This is a genomic window from Caulobacter sp. P1_B12_2, assembly GCF_056406675.1.
The window spans coordinates 1-16069 of the sequence record NZ_JBFTZS010000047.1; the positions used below are offsets into that span (position 1 = coordinate 1).

At 68.9% G+C, this 16069-nt stretch carries 14 protein-coding genes, 2 tRNA genes and 1 pseudogene; 11 read left to right on the top strand and 6 right to left on the bottom strand.

Annotated features, from left to right (window positions below):
• Positions 1 to 272 precede the first annotated feature (272 nt).
• The 3 genes and pseudogenes from tuf to AC1DZ6_RS04905 all read right to left on the bottom strand — a co-directional run bounded on the left by tuf (position 273) and on the right by AC1DZ6_RS04905 (position 1667).
• Positions 273 to 1380: pseudogene (gene tuf / locus AC1DZ6_RS04895) on the bottom strand (elongation factor Tu).
• Between the two features lie 54 nt (positions 1381 to 1434).
• Positions 1435 to 1508: transfer RNA gene (locus AC1DZ6_RS04900), tRNA-Gly, on the bottom strand.
• A 73-nt stretch (positions 1509 to 1581) separates the two neighbouring features.
• Positions 1582 to 1667 (bottom strand) — tRNA-Tyr (locus AC1DZ6_RS04905).
• Positions 1668 to 1838: 171 nt separating this feature from the next.
• Here AC1DZ6_RS04905 and rlmB point away from each other — a divergent pair.
• The 4 genes from rlmB (at position 1839) to AC1DZ6_RS04925 (ending at position 5639) form a co-directional block, all read left to right on the top strand.
• On the top strand, positions 1839 to 2675 hold the full coding sequence (rlmB, locus tag AC1DZ6_RS04910; protein WP_477096069.1) for a 23S rRNA (guanosine(2251)-2'-O)-methyltransferase RlmB: 837 nt from the start codon (positions 1839 to 1841) through the stop codon (positions 2673 to 2675).
• A gap of 106 nt (positions 2676 to 2781) precedes the next feature.
• Positions 2782 to 4479, top strand: a complete 1698-nt coding sequence (gene stpX, locus AC1DZ6_RS04915) for a stalk-specific protein StpX (protein ID WP_477096070.1) — start codon at positions 2782 to 2784, stop codon at positions 4477 to 4479.
• Positions 4480 to 4521: 42 nt separating this feature from the next.
• On the top strand, positions 4522 to 5262 hold the full coding sequence (locus AC1DZ6_RS04920; RefSeq protein WP_477096071.1) for a TerC family protein: 741 nt from the start codon (positions 4522 to 4524) through the stop codon (positions 5260 to 5262).
• Entirely contained in the window at positions 5262 to 5639 is a 378-nt protein-coding gene (locus AC1DZ6_RS04925; protein ID WP_477096072.1) for a DUF423 domain-containing protein, read from the top strand. Before AC1DZ6_RS04920 ends, AC1DZ6_RS04925 begins: the two co-directional genes overlap by 1 nt.
• Here AC1DZ6_RS04925 and AC1DZ6_RS04930 read toward each other — a convergent pair.
• Positions 5636 to 6862 (bottom strand): multidrug effflux MFS transporter, encoded by a 1227-nt coding sequence (locus tag AC1DZ6_RS04930; RefSeq protein ID WP_477096073.1) that lies wholly within the window; start codon positions 6860 to 6862, stop codon positions 5636 to 5638. The two genes, AC1DZ6_RS04925 and AC1DZ6_RS04930, sit on opposite strands and share 4 nt — an antisense overlap.
• 119 nt (positions 6863 to 6981) lie before the next feature.
• Here AC1DZ6_RS04930 and AC1DZ6_RS04935 point away from each other — a divergent pair, with 119 nt between their 5' ends.
• The gene (locus tag AC1DZ6_RS04935) at positions 6982 to 7965 is read left to right on the top strand and encodes an alpha/beta fold hydrolase (RefSeq protein WP_477096074.1); all 984 of its coding nucleotides are present in this window, start codon (positions 6982 to 6984) and stop codon (positions 7963 to 7965) included.
• Here the strand turns inward: AC1DZ6_RS04935 and AC1DZ6_RS04940 are convergent.
• Positions 7962 to 8216: a low temperature requirement protein A gene (locus AC1DZ6_RS04940; RefSeq protein WP_477096075.1), complete on the bottom strand. Its 255-nt coding sequence runs from the start codon at positions 8214 to 8216 to the stop codon at positions 7962 to 7964. The two genes, AC1DZ6_RS04935 and AC1DZ6_RS04940, sit on opposite strands and share 4 nt — an antisense overlap.
• Before the next feature lie 159 nt (positions 8217 to 8375).
• Between AC1DZ6_RS04940 and pip the strand changes: the two genes are divergently transcribed.
• Positions 8376 to 9365: a prolyl aminopeptidase gene (gene pip, locus AC1DZ6_RS04945; RefSeq protein ID WP_477096076.1), complete on the top strand. Its 990-nt coding sequence runs from the start codon at positions 8376 to 8378 to the stop codon at positions 9363 to 9365.
• Here pip and AC1DZ6_RS04950 read toward each other — a convergent pair.
• Positions 9362 to 10528, bottom strand: a complete 1167-nt coding sequence (locus AC1DZ6_RS04950; RefSeq protein ID WP_477096077.1) for a low temperature requirement protein A — start codon at positions 10526 to 10528, stop codon at positions 9362 to 9364. The two genes, pip and AC1DZ6_RS04950, sit on opposite strands and share 4 nt — an antisense overlap.
• 138 nt (positions 10529 to 10666) lie before the next feature.
• Between AC1DZ6_RS04950 and AC1DZ6_RS04955 the strand changes: the two genes are divergently transcribed.
• The 5 genes from AC1DZ6_RS04955 (at position 10667) to AC1DZ6_RS04975 (ending at position 15990) form a co-directional block, all read left to right on the top strand.
• Positions 10667 to 11164: a hypothetical protein gene (locus tag AC1DZ6_RS04955; protein ID WP_477096078.1), complete on the top strand. Its 498-nt coding sequence runs from the start codon at positions 10667 to 10669 to the stop codon at positions 11162 to 11164.
• Between the two features lie 81 nt (positions 11165 to 11245).
• Positions 11246 to 12700, top strand: a complete 1455-nt coding sequence (locus tag AC1DZ6_RS04960) for an O-antigen ligase family protein (RefSeq protein WP_477096079.1) — start codon at positions 11246 to 11248, stop codon at positions 12698 to 12700.
• A gap of 17 nt (positions 12701 to 12717) precedes the next feature.
• Positions 12718 to 13584, top strand: coding sequence for a 50S ribosomal protein L11 methyltransferase (locus AC1DZ6_RS04965; RefSeq protein WP_477096080.1), 867 nt, complete (start codon positions 12718 to 12720; stop codon positions 13582 to 13584).
• A 107-nt stretch (positions 13585 to 13691) separates the two neighbouring features.
• The gene (locus tag AC1DZ6_RS04970) at positions 13692 to 14135 is read left to right on the top strand and encodes a hypothetical protein (protein ID WP_477096081.1); all 444 of its coding nucleotides are present in this window, start codon (positions 13692 to 13694) and stop codon (positions 14133 to 14135) included.
• Positions 14136 to 14178: 43 nt separating this feature from the next.
• On the top strand, positions 14179 to 15990 hold the full coding sequence (locus AC1DZ6_RS04975) for an aminopeptidase P family protein (protein ID WP_477096082.1): 1812 nt from the start codon (positions 14179 to 14181) through the stop codon (positions 15988 to 15990).
• Positions 15991 to 16069: the final 79 nt, after the last annotated feature.

A 16069-nucleotide genomic window follows, 5' to 3' on the forward strand; every position in this document is an offset into this window, starting at 1 on the left:
GGCGGGCGAGGCCCCGGCCTCGGCGCTGGTGCTGCACCAGGGCGGTCGGGATCGGACCGCGCCGAGGGCGGAGGCTAAATAGACCCTCCCCCTCTGGGGCAGGCGATCGCGCAGCGATCGGTGGGGGGGAGGGTTGGGATCGAAGTTGCGGGATCACTCCCCTCCGTCGGCTTCGCCGACACCTCCCCCACACGGGGAGGATCAAAGCAAAAGGCCCCGGAGATTGCTCTCCGGGGCCTTCGCTTGGATCAGCAGCAGCTGAGATCGATCGACTACTCGACGATCTTGGCCACGACGCCGGCGCCGACCGTGCGGCCGCCTTCGCGGATGGCGAAGCGCAGGCCTTGGTCCATGGCGATCGGGGTGATCAGCTCGACGTCCAGCTCGGCGTTGTCGCCCGGCATGATCATTTCCACGCCTTCGCGCAGCTTGATGATTCAGGATGTAGGCCTCGGCCACGAACTTGGTGTGCGGGGTGATCGAACCCGGCTTGCACAGCACTTGGCCGCGCTCGACGTCTTCGCGCTTGGTGCCGCGCAGCAGCACGCCCACGTTGTCGCCGGCTTGACCTTGGTCCAGCAGCTTGCGGAACATTTCGACGCCGGTGCAGGTCGTCTTCTGGACMGCGCGGATGCCGACGATCTCGACTTCCTCACCGACCTTGACGATGCCCTTTTCGATCCGRCCCGTGACCACGGTGCCGCGGCCCGAGATCGAGAACACGTCTTCGACCGGCATCAGGAACGGCAGGTCCAGCGGACGGGCCGGCTGCGGGATGTAGTCGTCGACCGTCTGCATCAGCGCCAGGATCGACTGCTCGCCCACGACCGGGTTGCCGCCGTCGATGGCGACCTTGGCCGAACCCTTGGTGATCGGAATGTCGTCGCCCGGGAAGTCGTACGACGACAGCAGCTCGCGCACTTCCATCTCGACCAGCTCGAGCAGCTCTTCGTCGTCGACCAGGTCGACCTTGTTCATGTAGACGACCAGGGCCGGCACGCCGACCTGACGGGCCAGCAGGATGTGCTCGCGGGTCTGSGGCATCGGGCCGTCGGCGGCCGAAACCACCAGGATCGCGCCGTCCATCTGCGCCGCGCCCGTGATCATGTTCTTCACGTAGTCGGCGTGGCCGGGGCAGTCGACGTGGGCGTAGTGACGGTTGGCCGTCTCATATTCCACGTGCGCGGTGTTGATCGTGATGCCGCGGGCCTTTTCTTCCGGCGCGGCGTCGATGTCGGCGTAGTTCTTCGCGGTCGCACCACCGGACTTCGCCAGGATGATGGTGATCGCAGCCGTCAACGTCGTCTTGCCGTGGTCAACGTGACCAATCGTGCCGATGTTGCAGTGCGGCTTGTTACGTTCGAACTTTTCCTTGGCCATCGTCTCTACCTTCGCGCCGGCGGGCTTGTTTCAGGGTCATTTCATAGGGGGAGCTGGAGCGGGTAGCGGGAATCGAACCCGCATCCTCAGCTTGGAAGGCTGCTGCACTACCACTGTGCTATACCCGCCTAGCTAGCGGGGTCGCGTCGGCTCCCGGTCTCTGGCTTTGGGACCAAGCCTCGTTGGAGCTCTCGTCGCGCGTGGTGGGGGAAGCAGGACTCGAACCTGCGAAGGCGTACGCCAGGGGATTTACAGTCCCCCCCCTTTGCCACTCGGGACATTCCCCCAGCGCGCGACAGAGTTCCTTCAAAGCGGCCTTTCCATCCTCGAAACCGGCGGCGGACCGCCCGTCACGAAAAAGGAACAAAAGCTTCCTCGAGACCTGTGAGACGGTGCTAAAGCAGCGCCGCCCTGGCTCTCGGAAACCCTCAGGGCCCCAAATCGGAGCGCGTCTTATAGTGTCCTCTCATTCCGAACGCAACGACCGGAAAAAGCCTTCTTCGCCCGGCCGTGATTTTCGTTCCAAGCCTCGGGAAAACAACAAGTTTTCCAAGGGCCAGGGCGACGCCAAGGACTGGATCTGGGGGACTCACGCCGTCGAGGCGGCGCTTTCCAACCCCGCCAGACCCGTTCCGAAACGTCTTCTGGCCACCCCGGATCGCGCCAAGCGACTCGCGCCGAATCTGAGCAGCGCCCCCTACCTGCAGATCATGGAGGGCGCCGACATCGCCCGCCAGCTGCCCGCCGGGGCCGTGCACCAGGGCATCGCCCTGAAGATCGACGAGCCCGAAACCCTGAGTGTCCACGACCTGGGAACGCCGGCCCAGGGCCTGCTGGTGGTGCTGGACCAGATCACCGATCCGCAGAACATCGGGGCGATCTTCCGCTCGGCCGCCGCCTTCGGGGCCAAGGGGGTGATTCTTCAGGATCGCCACGCCCCGGCCCTGACCGGCGTGCTGGCCAAGACCGCTGTCGGCGCGGTGGACAAGATCCCCTACGCGCGCGTGGTCAATCTTTCTCGGGCCCTGGAGGAGCTGGCCGACCTGGGCTGGCGGGCCGTGGGTCTGGCCGGCGAGGCCGAGCAGACCCTCGACAAGGTGCTGGACGATCGTCCCACGGTCCTGGTTCTGGGCTCGGAAGGCGAAGGCGTCCGCCGCCTGGTCGCCGAGCACTGCGACGCGATGGGCAAAATTGCCATGCCTGGGGGCTTTGAGAGCCTGAATGTGTCCGCCGCGGCGGCGGTGGCGCTCTATGAAGCGTCGAAATTTCGCCCCAGGGATGAAACCAGTTCGTGAATCTCTCTTAACCGTTTTGATTTCGTCGCGATGACGTGGTTCTCTCAAGCTTGAGACCGCAAGGCGACGCTTAGCGGAGAGTTCGAACATGGGATCGGGGGACCCGATGTTGCATAACAGGATCCGTTTGGCGGCTTTGGCCGGCTGTGCGGTCAGCGTATTGGTCATCGCCGGTTGCGGCGCGCGGGAGCCCGTCGAGGCCCCGCCCGCCACGACCGCGCCGGGCTATGGCGCCACTCAGACGCCCGAGCTGATGGGCGCGCCGCCCGCCGCTCAGGGCACGCCCGCCGACGGCCTGCTGGGCGGACCGGCGTCCGCCGCCGCTCCGACGCCCGAGCCCGGGCCCGTCGTCAGCCCCAACCCGAATCTGAAGACCTGGCGCCGGCCTGACGGCACCTTGGTCACGGCCATGGCGCCGATCGCCAATCCCACGACGACGCATCGGCCGGCGCGCTACGCGCCGCGCGCTGTCGCGGCCCCGGTCCGCCGGGCCCACGCCGCGCCCGCTCCGGTCGTTCACGCGGCCGCCAAGCCGGCGCCCGTCGCCAAGCCCGCGCCGAAGCCGGTCGCCGTCGCGCCCGCTCCGGCCCCGGTGAAGCCGATCGTCGCCGCCAAGCCCGCCGTCGCTCCGGCCAAGGCCCCGATCGTCGCGCCGGTCGTCGCCGCCGCCAAGCCCGTCCCGGCCAAGCCGCTGACCAAGCTCGAGAAGTTGCAAGCCGCTGTCGCGCCGGAAGCCACCAAAGGCGCGACCCTGGCCACGGCCGAAAGCCTGACTCAAGGCAAGGAGGGTCAGGTCACCCTGTCCCTGCCCGCCACCCTGGGCGACCTGATCAAGAAGGAAGCCGCCAAGCTGGGTCTGACCAAGGCGGCCAAGAAGACCAGCGCCTACGCCGATCTGCAGGGCCAGGGCTACGAGATCACGCCCAACGGTCGCCAGACCGCCGTGGTCAAGGCCGGCGAGCCGGCCACCTTCGCCTGGCAGGTCAAGCCGACCCCGGCCGCCAAGGGCCCGCTGAAGACCGATTTCGGCGTCGAGCTGAACGGAACCAAGCCGGCCCAAGGCTTCACCCTGGGCTCGATCGCCAAGCAGGTCGCTCCGATCCAGGACGCGGTGAAGGAAAAGACCAAGGGCTTCAAGTTCGCCATGCCCAAGCTGGGCGGCTTCGCCATCCCGAGCCTGGGCCGCTACGAGACCATCGACTTGCCGGGCGTCGGCAAGGTGCCGGGCAAGTCGCTGCTGGGCGGCGGGCTGGTGCTGCTGGCCCTGCTGATCCTGGTGGCGATCTCGCGCAACGCCTCGGCCTCCAAGGCCCGGGCCGAACGCCGCCGCAAGTTCCGCACCCTGACCGACTACGGCCGCAACGAGATGGAGTTCGACGCGCCGAAGTCCGCCGAGGTCAACTACGTCAACCCGATGGTCGCGGCCGCCGGCGGCGCCCTGGCCGGCGCGGTGGTGGCCAATGCGGTCAACCATCATGACGACCATGGCCACGACGCTCATGGCCACGGCCATGACGACCACGGCCACGCCGAGGCCCCGGCTCACGATCATGGACACGACGATCACGGCCACGCTCACGGCCACGACGACCACCATGTGGCCCCGACGGCGGGGACCGAGGCCCTGGCGGTCAGCGGACACGACCATGCCGCCGACCACCATGCCGACCATGGGCACGGCGATCATGGACACGACGATCACGGTCATGGCCACGAGGATCACGGCCACGCCGAGGCCCACCACGACGCCCACGGTCATGGCCATGCGCACGACACTCACAAGGAAGTCGAGCACGCCCACTAGGGGACGCTTGCCAGACCCGCCCGCCTGACGCATTGAGGCCTCATGTTTGACGCGCTCCTCGCCCAGGTGGGCGGACTGAACGGTCCGTTCGCGGCCTTTCTTTCCGTYCTGATGATCGACCTCGTCCTCGCGGGCGACAATGCGGTGGCCGTGGGCCTGGCGGCCGGCGGCCTGCCGGCCCAGGACCGCAAGAAGGTCATCCTCTACGGACTGGGCGCGGCCGTGGTGCTGCGCATCAGCTTTGCCCTGATCACTACCTGGCTGCTGGGCGTGATCGGCCTGCTGCTGGCCGGCGGCATCCTGCTGCTGTGGGTCTGCTGGAAGATGTGGCGCGAGCTGCGCGAGCAGATCACCCACGACCAGGAAGACGCCCGCGCCATCCTGGACAACAATCCGGCCACCGAGCCCCGCGTAAAGCCGGCTAAGTCCTTCAAGCAGGCCTTCCTGCAGGTGCTGATCGCCGACGTCTCGATGTCGCTGGACAACGTGCTGGCCGTGGCCGGCGCGGCCCGCGAGCACCCGGCCATCCTGGTGTTCGGCCTGTTGCTGTCGATCGTCCTGATGGGCCTGGCCGCCACCGCCATCGCCAACCTGCTGCACAAGCACCGCTGGATCGGCTTCATCGGCCTGGCCATCGTGCTGTACGTCGCCGCGCACATGATCTGGGAAGGCCACCGCAGCGTGGTCATCGACCTCAACAAGACCGACGCCTACAACGCCGCCATGCCGTCGTTCCTGGACATCACCCCCAAGGACCTGGCCGCTCACAACAAGCACAAGTGATGCGCGGCCCCGCGCTCTTCGTCCGCCTGGCCGCCCTCAGCGGCTTCCTGGCCGTCGCCTTCGGAGCCTTCGCCGCGCACGGCGCCCAGGACGCCCGGGCGGTCGAGCTGCTGCACACCGGATCGCTGTATCAGCTGACCCACGCCCTGGCGGTGTTCGGTTGGCTGGCGGTGCGGAAGGCCGGCGGCAAGACCGGCCTGACGACCCCTGCCCTGTTCCTGGTCGGGACCGTGCTGTTCTCCGGTTCGCTCTACGCCCTGGCGTTCGGCGCGCCGCGCATCCTGGGCATGGTCACCCCGTTCGGCGGCCTGTGCTTCCTGGCCGGCTGGCTGCTGCTGGCCTGGCGCGCCGGAACGATCGCGGACCGCGAAGCCTAGGCCGCGGCCTTTCCGCGCTGGTCCTTCGGGACCGCCAGCAGGAAGATCGCCAGGCTCGAGCCCACCAGACAGGCGAACATCACCGCCGCCACCGGCTTGGCCGTGCCGTCGTGCAGCAGGCCGCCCACCCACGACGCCAGGGCCCCCGCCGCGAACGAAGCTCCGCCCATCAAGGCCGAGGTCGAACCCGCCCGGCTGGGATCGACGCTCAACGCTCCGGCCATGGTGTTGCCGGCCATCAGGCCGTAGCTCGACAGGGCCGCGAACAGCAGCGGCAGGACCGTGAACTGACCGCCCAGGCCGCTGTAGGCGGCGGCGACCAGCAGGAAGGCGGCGGCGATCGAGGCGATGCTGGCGCGCACCAGCACCTGGTCGGGCGTGGCGCGACGCAACAGCAGACGGTTGACCTGGCTGGCCCCGATGATGCCCACGGCGTTGAAGGCGAAGATGATGTTGAACACCAGCGGCGAGTGGCCGTAGGTCCCCATGATCAGGTCCGGCGCGGTCGAGATGTAGGTGAACAGGGTCGCGCCGTTCAGGGCCCCGGCCACGCCGTAGCCGACCAGCCGCTTTTGCCGCAGGAGGGCGAAATAGGCTCGGAACGGGTTCTCCGAACGGGCCTGGACCGCCGTGGCTTCAGACCGCGATTCCGTCAGGCTCAACGCGATCCACAGGCCGATCAGCAGGCCGAAGACCGCCAGCGTCCAGAACACCCCGCGCCAGCCGGCGAAGAACTGCACCACGCCGCCGAACTGCGGGGCCAGCACGGGCGCCAGGCCCATGATCAGGGTCATCAGCGACAGCACCCTCGCCGTGTCGGCGTGGTTGAACTTGTCGCGCACCACCGCCCGGGCGATCACCGCCCCCGCGCAGCCGCCAAGGGCCTGGACGAAACGGGCGCCGATCAGCACCTGGATCGACGGCGCCATGGCGCAGACCACCGAGGCGGCGACATAGATGCCGATGCCCAGCAGCAGGGGAAGCCGGCGCCCGAACCGGTCCGACGCCGGACCGTACAGGAACTGGCCGATCGCCATGCCGGCGAAGAACGCCGCCAGCGTGGCCTGAACATCGTCGGCCCCGGCGTGCAGGCTGCGCCCGATGTCCGGCATGCTCGACAGGTACATGTCGATCGACATCGGCGCGAAGGCCGTCAGGGCGCCCAGTATCAAGACGAGCCGCCAGGGCGTGGCGGCGGGCGTGGACTGTGCGTTGTCTGTCATGGTGGCGCTTTTACGCTTGTTTTCCGTAGGGGTAAGTCCTTGACGGTGCGAATCGCGGCCTTGCCCGGCACGACGCGCGCCTGCAATCTAATCAACGATAATAATAAGCAGGAAACGCCATGACCCAGCTTGCGCCGCCGATGCCCGAGCCCGTGTTCGCGCAGATCAACGGGATCCGCATGGCCTATTACGAGGCCGGACCGCGGGTCGGCACGCCGATCGTGCTGTGCCACGGCTTTCCCGAGTTCTCGTATTCCTGGCGCTGGCAGATCGCGGCGCTGGCGGCGGCCGGCCGCTGGGTGATCGTGCCGGACCAGCGCGGCTACGGCCTGACCGACCGCCCCGAAGCGGTCGAGGACTACGACATGGCCCACCTGACCGGCGACCTGGTCGGGCTGTTGGATCATCTGGGCGTCGAGAAAGCGGTGTTCTGCGGGCATGACTGGGGCGGCCTGGTCGTCTGGCAGATGCCGCTGATGCATCCAGGCCGCGTGGCCGGCGTGGCGGGCGTCAATACCCCGTTCCTGCCCCGCCTGCCGGTCGACCCCATCACCGCCTTCCGCCACGCGTTCGGCGACGACATGTACATCGTCCACTTCCAGAAGCCCGGCGTGGCCGACGCCCAACTGGCCGCCGATGTCGAAAAGACCATGCGCTACTTCATGCGCAAGCCGACCGGCGTGCAGGCCGCCTTCACCAGCGGCGAGACCGGCGGGCGCTCCCTGGCCCTGCAGGACGGCCTGGCCCGCTTCAACGTCGCCGACACTTCCGCCCAGCTTCTGGAGCCCGAGGAGCTGAAGACCTTCGTCGAGACGTTCCAGCGCACCGGCTTCACCGGCGGAATCAACTGGTACCGCAACTTCGTGCGCAACTGGGAGCGGGCCGAACACCTGCCGGCGCGGATCGACGGGGTCCCCTGCCTGATGATCATGGCCGAGCACGACGTGGTGCTGCCGCCGTCCCTGGCCGACCGGATGGGCGAGCAGATCTCCGACCTGGAAAAGGTGCTGGTCGAGGGCAGCGGCCACTGGACCCAGCAGGAAAAGCCCGAGCAGGTGAACGCGATTCTGATCGATTGGCTGGGGCGGCGGTTTCCGAACTAGCCCCTGTCGCCCGCCAGGATATCCGCCCGGCGTCGCATCGCCGCCGCCATCTGCAGCATGGCCAAGGCCGAGACCTCGTCGCGCTCGGTGGCGCGCACGGTGTAGACCTGGGCCATCACCTGCAGCGAGATCACCTTGTCGAGGCCTTCAGGCCCCATCATCTCGGCGATTGCGCGATCCAGCTCGGCCAGCTGGCGCGGGGTCAGCATGTCGAGCAGTTCTTCGTCGCTGAGGTCTTCAGGGTTGTTCATGACTCGGGAGAATACGGAAAAGCGGCTGGGGTTGCGATGGTCGCCAGGCTTGGCCTGACGATCGTCGAACCGGGCGAGCGCCCCAGGTACGCGACCGGTCGACGGAAATGAAGCCCTCCCGCCGTTCCCTCGCGGCCCGAAACGGGTTTAGGTTGCGGCATGGATCGCAACGCTTCCGCCCCGCCCATGTCCGCCACCGGTCGTCGCGGCCTGTTTCGCGACATCGAGCCGTTCTCCTTCGGCTGGCTCAGCACCGACGGTCCGCATGAGATCTTCTACGAGGAATGCGGGGCGCCGCGCGGCAAGCCGGCGGTTATCCTGCACGGCGGCCCGGGCGGCGCGGTCAACCCGACGATGCGGCGGTTCTTCGATCCCGCCAAATGGCGCATGGCCCTGTTCGACCAGCGCGGCTGCGGCCGTTCGCGCCCCAACGCCAGCCTCGACGACAACACCACCTGGAGCCTGATCGCCGACATCGAGCGGCTGCGCGTGCACCTGGGGATCGAGAAGTGGACGGTGTTCGGCGGCTCGTGGGGCTCGACCCTGGCCCTGGCCTACGCCATCGCCCACCCCGACCGGGTTGAAGGCCTGGTGCTGCGCGGCATCTTCCTGCTGACCCAGAAGGAGCTGCGCTGGTTCTACCAGGACGGCGCCTCGATGCTGTTCCCCGACGCCTGGGAGCGGTTCCTGGCGCCGATCCCGGTCGAGGAGCGCGGCGACCTGATGGCCGCCTATCACAAGCGCCTGACGCATCCCGACCGCCGCGTCCAGGCCGAGGCGGCCGGCGCCTGGAGCCAGTGGGAAGGCGACACCATCTCGCTGCGAGGGCCGGAGGCCCGGCCGCCAAAGTTCAACGAAGAAGACTTCGCGATCGCCTTCGCGCGGATCGAGTGCCACTTCTTCGCCAACGGCGGGTTCTTCGAGGAGGACGGCTGGATCCTCAAGAACATCGACAAGATCCGGCACATTCCGGCCTGGATCGTCCAGGGTCGCTTCGACGTGGTCACGCCGCTGGACAGCGCCTGGTCGCTGCACCGGGCCTGGCCGGAAGCCCGGTTCGAGATCGTCTGGGACGCGGGCCACGCCTCGACCGAGCCGGGCGTCATCGACGGCCTGGTGCGGGCGACCAACGCGGCTCTGACCGTCTAGGACCCAACCCTGGTCTTCCGAGCCAGGCTTTCCCATACCGACACGCCCACCAGGACCAGAGTCGTGGCCAGCGAAAGCGCCAGCGGGCTGAGCATCGGACTGATCGGCGCCAGCGCCGCCAGGGCCAGCAGTCCCGCGCCCAGCGACGGCGACCACCGGCGGAACACCGCCTGCTTGAACAGCAGGCCGCCCAGCAGGAACAGGAACGGCCCGCCGATCAGGGCGGCGGCGGTCTTCAGATCGGTGTGGCCCAGCGGATGGTGGATGGTCCATTCGTCGGCCACCGCCGTGACGATGATCCCGGCGATCGGCAACAGGTGGGTGTAGGTATAGGCCACCCGCGCCACCCGGCCGGGATCCTTGGCGTGGCTGATCGCCTCGCTGGCGGCCTCGGCCGTGGCCGAGAAATAGATCCACCACATGGACAGGCTGCCGGCGAACGCGGCCAGGAAGGCGGCGATCACCATCGGCGTCCAGGCCAGGCCCGCCGTGGTCGCGCCCATGACCAGGATCGACTCGCCCAGGGCGATGATCGTGAACAGGGCGCAGCGCTCGGCCAGGTGACCGCCCTCGACGTCCCACTCCTCGGCGCGGGCGCGGCCCATGCCGGGCGTCCAGAACCCCAGCGCCGGCGAGATGTATTCCAGGGCGATGGCCCCGCCCCAGAACGCCAGGCGCACGCCGCCCTCGGCCAGGCCGCCGGCGATCCACAGCACGCCCGAGGCCGCGAACCAGGCGGAGATCCGGATGAAGTTGCGGCTCTGGAAGGGATGGTCCCGCATCGCCCAGGCCGTGAACACGCTGCGGCCCAGCTGGATCGCCACGAAGGCCAGGGCGAAGATCAGGCCGCGCTCGCCGAACGCCTTGGGGATCGACATGGTTAGGACCATGCCCACCACCATCACCACGAACAGCATGATCCGCACCGGCGCCCGCTCGGGGTCCAGCCAGTTGGTCACCCAGGCCGTGAAGATCCACGCCCACCAGACGGCCATCAGCAGCAGGCCGGTCTCGACCACGCCCAGCAGCGTCGGATGCTCCATCAGGCCGTGCGACAGCTGGGTGATCGCGAACACGAAGACCAGGTCGAAGAACAGCTCGACATAGGTGACCCGCGCATGGCCGCCCGAGGCGCGGTCGCGGAGCATGTGACGGCGAGACATGGCGGAATCCCCTGGCGGCGAGTCGCCAGCGTAGAGCGTGGCGACCGAAAGTGGAGGCCGGTTTCGGCGCCTGCCCGTGTCGAGGCAGGTTCGTGCGATCGGGATCGAACGTTTTTCCGTCCAGCGCGCTTTGCTCTCATGGACGCCTCGGATCTCCTTCCCCATCGCACCGCGCTGATCGGCGCCGCCGTCGCCCTGACCGTCGGGCTGACGGGCGGGCTGATCCTGAAGACCGGCTCCCAGACCGCGCCGGACGTCGATACCGGCTTCGCGCCCCAGACCGCCTACGCTCAGGCCGAGCCCATCGCCTGGCCCACGGGCAAGGTTCCCGACTACGTGATCGGCAGCGACTTCCTGCGCGCCCAACAGCCGGAGCAGCCTCCGGTGGTCGTGGCCTCATACGACGTTCCTGAATACGTGCCGACGTCCTGGACCGAGCCGACGCCCCAGGCCCAGCCCGCCAGACCGATCGAGACGGCGGAAAGGACCTGGCCCTCGACCGGCGGCGACATCCTGAACGTCCGCCTGCCGGAAGACGCGCCGCGTGCGCCCCAGCCGCCCCAGGCGGTAGACGCCCCGGACGCCCCCGACGCGTCCAGCGCGCCCTCCACCCTGGCGATGGCCGCCGCCTACTAGGCGAAATCCGGCCCCGGCCTTGCAGCCAACCGGTCCAACCCCTGGCGCGTGTTTCATTTCGCGCCACAGGCGAGGACTGGAATGATCGACGCACAACAGCAGCCCGATGAACGGCCCGACCTCTGGCGCAAGCTGGAAGCCCTGGCCTGCGGCTTCGTGCTGTTCATGTTGTCCAACGCCTTCATCGGCCCGCTGCTGGATCCGCTGCAGGCCGGCGGCGAGAACATTCCCGTGCTGCGGCTGATGTGGCTGCCGGTCTACGCCCTGATCCTGGGCCTGGCCGCCTGGCGCGCCCCGCGCATGATGCGGTTCTGGTTTCCGGCCGTCATGCTCAGCCTGCTGATCTTCTGGGTGTTCGCCTCGGCCTCGTGGTCGCTGGACCCCGGCACCACCAACCGCCGCGCCTTGGCGGCGGCCTTCACCACCCTGTTCGGCCTCTATTTCGCGTCCAGTTTCGACGGACGGCGAATGGCCGAGATCATCGCCACCACCTTCCTGTTCCTGGCGATCGGCGGCGGGCTGGCCGCGGTGGCCTATCCCAAGATGGGCGTCCATCACGACGTCAACGCCGGCGACTGGCGCGGCCTCTGGTACGAGAAGAACCAGATGGGCGCGATGATGGTCTACGGCGCGTTGGCCGCCATGGCCGCGATCCTGGCCGGCTCGGCTCGGCGCAAGCAGATGGTCGTGACGATCCTGCTATGCGCGGCGCTGATCGTGATGACCAAGTCCAAGACCTCGCTGGTCGTGCTGATGATGGGCCTGGGCGGCTCGATGCTGCTGGCGGCCATGCGACGCGGACCGGCCACGGCGGTGATCGTGATCTGGCTGGGCGTCACCGCCATCGGCGTCACGGTCATGGTCCTGTGGCTGGCGCCCGAGCTGGTCTTCAAGGCCCTGGGCAAGGACCCCACCCTGACCGGCCGCACCGACATCTGGGCCGCCCTGCTGCGCCAGTCGGCCAAGCATCCGCTGACCGGCTACGGCTACGCGGTGTTCTGGACGCTGGAATCCCATCCGGCCCAATGGATCCGCAAGGAGACCGGCTGGCTGGTGCCCACCGCCCATAACGGCTGGCTCGACATCCTCGCCCAGCTGGGTTGGATCGGCGTGGGCCTGTGCGCCCTGGTGCTGGGCGGCTCGCTGCTGGTCGCGCTGTTCCGCCACCGCGCGGTGCAGGACGGCTATTGGGCGACCCTGTTCCTGGCCATCTTCCTGATGACCACCTTCTCGGAAAGCTTCATCCTGGAGCGCAACGGCATCGCCTGGGCCCTGGCCTGCGCGGCGGTGACGCGCCTGCTGGGACCGGTCTGGGCTCGAAGCGCGCCAGCTGAAAAGGCGGTCCGCCGCCCGCTGTTCGCCCCGCCACCCCTGACCTGGAGCTTGGCGCCCGCCGGGCCGATGTTCGAGATCCAGGCACCCGCGCCGGGCCGGGTTCCGGTCGCGGTGGCCCGTTCGACCGCCCGTCCCGCGACCTTCGGACAGCGCCCCGCCCCCACATTTGGCAAGCGCGCGGTCTCGCCTTTCGCCGCTTAGGCGGCTACTGGAGCGGCATGACCGACTACACGCCCCAGCAGATCGTCGCCCGCGGCGCGCGCGCCGACGCCGAAGCCGCCGCCGACGCCATCGACAACCACCCCGGCCTCGAAGGGGCGACCTACTCGATCCTGGAAGAGGACGAGGACAAGGGCCTGTGGCGCATCGACGCCTTCCCGACCAACGACGAGGAAGACGCGGGCCTGCTCGAAGTGCTGGCCGGCTATCCGCTGAAGGTGGTGCGCGAGCAATTGGCCGACGCCGACTGGCTGGCCATGGCGCTTTCGGGTCTGCCGCCGGTGCGCGCCGGCCGCTTCTTCGTCTACGGCATGCACGATCGCGGCCGCCTGCCGGCCAGCACCGTCAACCTGCGCATCGAGGCCGGCGCGGCCTTTGGCACCGGCCACCACGGCACGACCGTCGGCTGCCTGATGGCCTACGACAAGCTTATCAGGGCCCGCAAGTTCAACAAGGTTCTGGACGTCGGCGCCGGCACCGGCCTGCTAGCCATCGCCGCCGCCCGCACGGGCTCGAAGATCGCGGTCGGAACCGACATCGACAAGCCCAGCGTCCGGATCTCCAAGGAGAACGCCAAGGTCAACCGCGCCAACGCCCGGTTCGTCCACGCCTCGGGCCTGAGCAACCGCCTGGTGACCGACAACGCCCCCTACGATCTGGTGTTCGCCAACATCCTGGCCCGCCCGCTGGTCAGCCTGGSCCAGGACATCAAGAACGCCCTGGTCCCCGGCGGCACGGTGATCCTGTCGGGCCTGCTGCGCACCCAGGAACGGATGGTCAAGGCCGCCTACATCTCGCGCGGCTTCAAGGTGGTCAACCGCATCCACCGCGACGCCTGGGCGGCGCTGGTGCTGCAGCGGCCGTAGTCTTGAACTCACCCTCTCCCTTGGGAGAGGGTTTCAAGAAAAGCGGAACACCCTTGGGCTTCATCTCGTTTCTCCTGCCGGGACACTCTCGCGCCAGGWGCAACGTCATGACCTATGTCGATCCCCAAGGCCCGCCGCCCGAACGGGTGGTCCACGTTCGTCGCGAGGGCGGCGCCACCGGCTGGTTCGTGGCCGGAGCCGTCGCCATCGTGGCCGTGGTCGCCATCGTCTTCATGCTGACCGTCGGGGCCCGCACCCCCAGCCAGGACCAGATCGCCCAGGCTCAGGAACAGGGCCGCGTCGCCGGAAACCTCGAAAGCGCCCAGACCGGGGCCGCCCAGGCCACGATCGTCGCCCAGCAGGCCGCCCGCGACGCCACCGCCGCCGCCGACAGCGCCCGTCGTTCGACCGAGAGCACGGCCGCCAATGCCGCCAATGCCGCGCACGACGCCGCCGCGACCGCCGCCGCCTCGCGCGACGACACCATCGCGCCGTCGGCCGACCCCAACATCAACCCGGCTCCGGCCCAACAGCCGCAACCGGTGAACTAAGCCCCTCTTCCCACTGCGGCGGGGGCGGATTACATCGTTGGTCATGCGCCAGACCTTCGATGAGTCCACCGATCCGGGCTTCGGCCCCCGCCACGTTCCCCTGATCCGCGCCGCCATGGCGCGACAGGGCCTGGACGGCTTCCTCGTGCCGCACGAGGACGAGCACCAGAACGAATATCTGCCGGCCGCCAACGACCGCCTGGCCTGGGCCAGCGGCTTCACCGGCTCGGCAGGGGCCGGGGTGATCCTGACGGACCGCGCCGCCGTGTTCGTCGACGGCCGCTACACCCTGCAGGTGCGCGACCAGGTCGATCAGGGCGTGTTCGAGATCCGCGACCTCGTCGAAGGGGGCGTGCCCGCCTATCTGGAAACCGCCTCCAAGGGCGCGGTGATCGGCTACGACGCCCGCCTGCACAGTCCTCAGGCCCTGGACGGCCTGAAGGCCGCCGCCGCCAAGGCCGGCGCGGCTTTGAAGCCCGTGGCCGTCAACCCGATCGACGAGGCCTGGGGCGCCGAGCGTCCCGCCCAGCCCGCCGCTCCGGTCGTTCCGCAAGCGGTGAAGTACGCCGGCGAGGAGTCGGCCTCCAAACGCGCCCGCGTCGGCTCGGCCGTCGCCGCCCTGGGCGCCGACGCGACGGTGATCACCGCCCCGGCCTCGATCGCCTGGCTGTTCAACATCCGCGGCGGCGACGTCATCCGCTCGCCCCTGCCGCTGTCGCAGGCGGTGCTGCGCGCCGACGGCACGGCCCGGTTGTTCCTGGATCCGGCCAAGGTCACCGATGAACTGCCCGCATGGCTGGGCAACCAGGTCTCGCTGGAAGGCCCCGAAGCCCTGGACGCCGCCCTGGGCGAGTTGGCCGGGCAAGCGGTGCTGGTCGATCCGGCGCAGTCTTCGGCCTGGTACTTCGACAGCCTGGTCGCCGCCGGCGCTTCGGTGGTCCGCGCCATGGACCCTTGCACCCTGCCCCGCGCCTGCAAGAACGCCGTCGAGATCGCCGGCACCATCGAGGCCCACAAGCGCGACGGCGCGGCCCTGACCCGCTTTCTCCATTGGCTGGCCACCGAGGGCCAGATCAATCCGCCGGACGAGAAGGAAGCCGTGGCCAAGCTGGAGGCCTTCCGCGAGGCGACCGGCGTGCTGAAGGATCTCAGCTTCGACACCATCGGCGCGGCCAACGGCCATGGCGCCCTGCCCCACTATCGCCCGACCGAGCGCAGCAACGAACGCGCCGCCCTGGGCTCGCTGCTGCTGGTCGACAGCGGCGGCCAGTACTTGGACGGCACCACCGACGTCACCCGCACGGTGGCCATCGGCGAGCCGACCGCCGAGATGGTCACCCGCAACACCCTGGTCCTGAAGGGCCACCTGGCCATCGCCCGCCTGCGCTTTCCGGCCGGCACAACCGGCTCGGCCATCGACGCGTTCGCCCGCGCTTCGCTCTGGAGCCACGGCCTGGACTACGATCACGGCACCGGCCACGGCGTCGGCGTCTATCTGGGCGTCCACGAAGGCCCGCAGCGGATCTCCAAGGCCCCCAACACCATCGCCCTGCAGCCGGGCATGATCGTCTCCAACGAGCCGGGGTACTACAAGGACGGCGAATACGGCATCCGCATCGAGAACCTCGAGGTCGTCATGCCCGCCGAGGCCGTCGGCACGGGCGATCGCCCGATGCACCGTTTCCAGGCCCTGACCCTGGCCCCTATCGATCGGCGACTGGTGGACAAGAGCCTGCTGTCGGCCGAGGAGATCGCGCAGTTCGACGCCTATCACGTGCGGGTTGTGACGGAGATTGGACCGCGGGTGGAGCCGGAGATCCGGGCTTGGCTGGAAGAGGTCTGCGCGCCGCTCTAGGCCGCGGTCGGGGACATGCCCTTGCGGCGTGTCCCCATCGGCATCCACCGAGCCAGGACTGGGGGACACGCCGCAAGGG